This is a genomic window from Parashewanella curva (assembly GCF_003675895.1).
In the GTDB taxonomy this organism is placed as follows: domain Bacteria; phylum Pseudomonadota; class Gammaproteobacteria; order Enterobacterales; family Shewanellaceae; genus Parashewanella; species Parashewanella curva.
In genome coordinates this window covers 1-6190 of the sequence record NZ_ML014879.1, presented here as the reverse complement: position 1 = coordinate 6190, position 6190 = coordinate 1, and the positions used below count along the sequence as shown (strand labels likewise).

General features: G+C 35.2%; 2 protein-coding genes and 1 pseudogene. All 3 read left to right on the top strand.

Translation table 11 applies throughout. The features are described from left to right. Positions 1–120, top strand: a pseudogene (locus tag D5018_RS20370) (IS1595 family transposase); the annotation flags it as partial. 101 nt (positions 121–221) lie between these two features. Next, the gene (locus D5018_RS20365; protein WP_121840817.1) at positions 222–524 is read left to right on the top strand and encodes a hypothetical protein; all 303 of its coding nucleotides are present in this window, start codon (positions 222–224) and stop codon (positions 522–524) included. Between the two features lie 559 nt (positions 525–1083). Further along, a complete protein-coding gene (locus D5018_RS20360; protein WP_121840816.1) occupies positions 1084–5238 on the top strand; it encodes a hypothetical protein in 4155 nt (1384 codons plus the stop codon). The last annotated feature ends 952 nt before the right edge of the window (positions 5239–6190 follow it).

Sequence of the window (6190 nt, the reverse complement as noted above, 5' to 3'; positions counted from 1 at the left end):
TGTTATCGGTTTAACCGAAGGTTCAAATTAGAGGATTTATTGCCCAGATTCATATACATAGCAGTAAGAACGCCACCTTTACCTAAAAAACTCTTAAAAGTGGCTGGGCTTCATGGGTAATCAGGAAGAATTAAGTTCAGCTCGTCATTAAAAATCTAGAAAATATAATCAGTTTTGATAGGCTAAACTTACTATCAGTTTTACCTTTTTGAGTGAGTACGATGAGACGACAAAATTACATTGATTATTGTTTTGCACAGTTACTAGAGTTATTCGAGCAGGCCAAATTGAATCGTACCAACCCAGAGCTCAAGGCCCGTATTGAAGGCTTATTTCAAGCCGGTAAAGTGCTTAATATCTATACCGATAAGGAAGCCTTAGAACTGATGGAGCAGGCACACCATCATGTGTTTGGGGAAAGTATGGCTGAAAGAAGTGAGAAAAAAACCGCATTGAAACAAGCCATCGACCGTGGCGATGATGACTTTATTGATATACCAGCGTATGAGCGCCGAAATCAATAAGCCCTTCGCCACGCTCAATTAACAAAACTTCACTCCCACTTCACCACTAGCTTATGTGTACTTACTACACTCTTCTTTATTAAGTTGCATCTCATTGAGAGTGTCATGCTGAGTTCTGTTTCTAATTTAGGTTCAAATCCATATACGTCGTAAAGAGCTGCGCCTAAGCGTTACGATATCATGGTGTATAACCCCAAAAAAAGCCGTATTAGAACCTTTCTGGAAACGGTATATTTTGATCAGTTCTCTTCAAATTTTAAAGATGATATCAATGAACTGCAAAATCTAGCTACTCAACTACTGCCTAGAGGCCGTATATTTTAAAAATCTTATTCTTTGATCAGCTTGCTCATAGCCTTACCGATTAATAATCATAATGCTGTTAATTTTGTTAAGGCTCAGTGGGCTTCAAGCAGATCACCATCAATAGCGTTACAGTTCTTTTCTTTTGAAACGTTCTAATACCACCTTAAATTTGGATAAAAAAAAGTTAATTACCAATTTAACTTAATAGGTAATAAATTCAGTACATCAAACCAAATATGCGTGAGAGGTTATAGTGGCTGGAAAATTAACATGCGCAAGCTTTGTACCACAGAAATTTCAACATAAAATAAGTAAAAATACAGCAACAAGCGGTCAGGTTTCGTATGGAAGAAAAGGTACTCCAGCTCAACGTTCTACTAGTGTTAAACAAGGGGATCAAACAGAGCATTCAAAACAATTTTCGAAATTTCATAAACAACCCCCTACTTCTTCAAGGTGTCAAAATTACTATTCGGAAGACGCTATCGATACTTTACAAGAACAGTCGGTTTTTAATACAAAAGATAAAGCGGTATTTGAGCAGAAATTGAGTAATGCTAAAAAGGTTATAGACAAGCTTTGTGAGGATCCATCAGAGGATTGGGGGTTACACATGCCTTCGTTTAACAAAGCGATTCACGTATTGAAAAATTTAAGGTGCAAAGAAAATGAATCCTCGTTGGTAACAGAATGGAAAACCAGAGTTGCCCGGGAAAAGTTAGGAGTCTCTATAACAGCTGTGTTTGACAGGATTGTTAAAGAATATACGGAGAGGAGTGGAGAGGATTTATTAACATTGAGCTGTAATTTTCTGAATGAAATATGTTGCTACACTTTTTTACTCCCAGAAACGAGCAGTTCGCTCAAAGGCATTGAGCTTTTATATAAAAAACACATAAATCTGGCTCTAGAATACTTAAAATTATTATTAAGAGTGCGAAGACCAATACTGGTAAAACACACCTGTTCTAGTTTAGCACTTGCGCTTGACAGAAATGGGCCTTTTATTAAAGATATTTGCCAAGACAGAGAATACATTGCTTCACTTCATGACGCGCGTTTGTTGATTCGGGCATGTAACAGTCAAGTTGAATATCCAAAAACTGCTCAACAGTTGCAAATCTGCCAATGGTTAGATGCTGGAGATTTACGCTCTTTTGAACAATATTGCCAGACACCTCAAGCCTCATTTGCAGAAAAAAGATTGCTGGTGCATGAAGTTGTGGAGTTGACAGGCCATCATAAAAAAATACTTGAGAGCCAGCCTCTGCAAAATTCAAGTTTTTATTTGTCTGTATTACACACACTTTTAGTTATTAACGATCAAACCCCACTCACAATCAAAAGCTCTGCAATTCTCTCTCTTAGAATTAAAAAGTTTTTTTCAAATGAAGTAATTTATTGCATTTTTACTCTCGCTTCTTCACCCGATGTTCACACTAACTCTTTATTACTAGAGGTTATTGATAGAGGGAAAGAGCAGGGTTTTATAAATGAAACAGCATCAATTCTAATAGAGCATTTTTTTAATTCTAAATCAGAAAAGTTTGATGAAGAATTAAAAATATCGTCGGAAGTATACTCTTGCATATGCCAATTTAATGAGACCTTTAATAAACAGCAGTTTGAAACAACAATGAACTTACTTACGAGAATTTTACAAAGAAGTCAGTCTTTATCCATTGAAATTTATCAGCAATCACTAATCCCTCTTGTGTTATCTTGTATCGATAAAGTTCAACGCAGAACATTTGATAAAATCAACAACTGTGCACTTGGGGTTTCATTTTCAGGTGAACACAATGAACCCCGAATGGCTAAGGCTTTAATTCACTTTCAGCCTTTAATCTTGATGTTGGACAAATACAGTGAGATGCGCCCTCAATCAGTATTAGAAACTTGGAATTGGTTTAAAACGCTTTCATTAACGGATGATTTGGTACAATTATCTGAAAGTGAAGAAACGATAGACCCATGTCAATTATGTACCTGCATTCAAAGGCTAATTCATTATTGCCCTAAACTTGGTGGGAAATTAGCTGAAAAAACAATATTACTGCTTTTAAAACAATTCTTTACCGATGAAACCTTAGAATATTCAGAAGCCAACAAGCCCTATATAGACACTTTAATTATTATTACGTTACAAGCAGTCAAACCTTACACTCTAACAGATAGACATTTTAATGAGGGAAAAAAAGATTTTTTGAAGAAAGAAATAGAAAAATTTTGTGTTAAACGTTCAATTAAAATCAGTGCATTGACTGAGAAGCCATTTAAAGAAACACAAAGAAACCTGAGTTTACAACGACAATCACTGACTCAATACTTGTCTTCACCGCCAGCGATTAATTCAAGTCAGTTAAGGCAAAAAATAGATCAAATTAAAATTTCTTTACAGGATCCTGAGAATGAAGGACTTGCCCGATCGCTTTTAATACTAATTCAACACCTAGAGGAAATTAACTGGTGTTTTGGTGGTTTTTATAAAGCAGAATTTGATGCTGCTTTGAACTCTGTTATGAAGACTACCGTTTTTCGTCTTATTTGTCAGTTATCAAGTCATAATTTAACAAAAACGGGCTTTCAGATCTTAGACTCACAAAACTTAAAAGTAACAGTGATCAAATATACACCTATCGTATTGCTAGTACCTGAAGACTATGACGCCAAATTTAAAGGCTTAGCTAAAAAGTGGCAAGAAGAGGTTTGCAAACTTTGGCACCAAAACTTTCAAATGTTATGTCAGTCCCCTTGTGACCCAGCCCAAATAAACGAGGTATTTCAATTTTATCAATTAAGATTGAAGATCCAGAATCAATCTACTAATGATGTATTCTATAACTGGTTAACTAAATTAGCTGTTTGCTTCCAAAAGGAAACTGAAGGTGTTGAATTTGAGAAATTAGCGTTTGTAAATGATTGGTGTGAAGAGCTTAAAAAAGAATTTGAAAGTTCCACAAGAAGAAAAGGGCAAATAAAAGGAAATCATAGAAAGTTATTAGACTTTTTAGAGTCATATAAGCAGTTATATTACAAAAGGCAGGAGTCACTCGATGCAAACTTAAAAATCGATTTAGTGAAAAAAAGCAATGAATCCCCTGATGATTTATATTTTTCTGCTGAAGAAGGATCACCCGACGAGTCTGATGAATCTAGTGATGATTATATTTCTGCAAAATCAAGTTTAACTTCACTCGAAGACATTGATCACGATGACATTATCAGGGCTCAGTGCATAGAAACTACTGATGAGAGCATAAATGAATTTAATCATGTCGAAGAACAGTCTGATAGTGAAGTCAACACAAATGTTCAGGAAGAAAAGCAGAGACCTATTACAGTATCTGAATCGGGCGGCACAATTGAAGCACCACAAGAATCAGAATTAACTAATGTAAATCAGGTGAATAATGCTTTAATCGAAGTTGAGAACGAGCAAATTAACTTAAGTGATTTTAATACATCAACAACCGATTTAGATGCTCATGTGTCACAAACTCAAGAAAATTCAATTGAAAATAATGAACCTGTTGTTTTATCTGAATCTAAAGAAGAATACACGGATCATGACAATGTGACAATTAAGGAAGAAACACCTACAGAGTGGCCACTTGCTACCCCATCTCCCATAACACCTATAAGCGAATCAAGCTTTAACACAGCTGCTGTCAGTCTGAAAACTAAAAATGCCCCCCTACACCAACAAACAAATTCGATAACAGAATCAACACTCGGTATTAAAACAGTGCCAGTTAATACAAGCCAACAACCACAACCAAGAGGGATTAAACAAAGATTCGTTCATCAGCGAGAACTTCAACCTAAAGCACCAATTCAAACTAGGTTATTTATACCTACAGCACCAATTCAAGCTAAGTTATTTATACCTCCTCAACAGAGGACAATAATAAGAATCAGTAATCCATTGCTCGATCCCATAGTTACACCGAGAGATGAATGGTATTTGAGAGAAAAACAATTTCGAAATAATATTCCAGAAAAAAATCAGCTGTTAGTTGAATTGCTTTCAAAAGCAGATTTCAAAACCAAAGCGCTATATGATCAGTTATGCGAATTCACACAAGTAGAAAGCTCAACTGATCGTTTTTATGAAATTAAGAGAATGTTACTAAGCATATGTCTTGATATACAAATGCTTGGAAAAATATCATGCGCAGGACAAAATGGCTACAACGACACAGGTTTATCACGAATCGAATTATATGAAATGGTAATGAATTTACTAATTCAAAATAGCACATCATTTATTGAGCATATTAATGACGTGGTATCTCTTCAAATACGTAATAGCCAATTCGTTCAGAGCCATTTACTAATGTTCTTTGGGCTTAGGCTACGCTGGTGTGCTTCTCTATCATCGCACTACGTTATTATGCTTCGATGAAACCTCAGAAGTACTACATAACGTCTTCATGAATTTAGCTCATTGACTGGTGTTAATTGTTGTAACAATGGATATGATTTTAAGAGAAACTTTAGCGTCATGTAGGGAGCATTCCTCCGCTAATAATAGAAAAGTATCAATAAATCACACTCACCTTCGGAAAACGGTAACTTTGGTTATGCTCAGTTGACAAATCATATAATCAATTGATGTGTAAAGATAAATATCACTATTTCAAGCGTAACCTTTTAGGTTAATTTGAGGTTGTTGGATTACTCTCCGCCTGCATTTTTCAGTTCATAGAGCTCAAATAAATGAAAACCGAATAAGAAAAAAAATGACCGAAAAAAGTGCGCGAGATTTTTTTGTGTCAGCGTTCAAGCTCGTAAGGCACTGTTTTAAAATCGTTAATTGAATTGATGCGCGAGATTTGCACGAGATTTCAGAAAAAATGTCAGCGGGGCTAATAAAACTAACTCACTGTAAAACTTAATAAAAGTGGTCGGAATGAGAGGATTCGAACCTCCGACCCCTGACACCCCATCAAAACGTAAATTCAACACCTAACCAACTGATTTATAAAGACATACAATGAGTACGCCTAACGTTAAAAAGCTTAATTTGGTTAATAATTTTAATTTTTTAACCTATATAAATCAGTGAGATGCAAATAGTTTTGCGAGTAGCTTTTTCATGAATGATACAATAACAAAGACGTGAATCCCTGACAAATTTCGATAGTGCGCCAAGCCTAAATTAAAATATTTTCAACTACTGCAAGCTATCGACGAATCACTTTTGGTGCACATTAATTTCCCACTTAATCAGACATTGATCAGAGCAATCTCAAAAAATTCTATTTAATATAAACGCCAAATTTTCAATGGTTTGATAAAATATCACTTCAAAATTGAGGTGAATATGAATATAGAAATCAAACGATTAGACCATC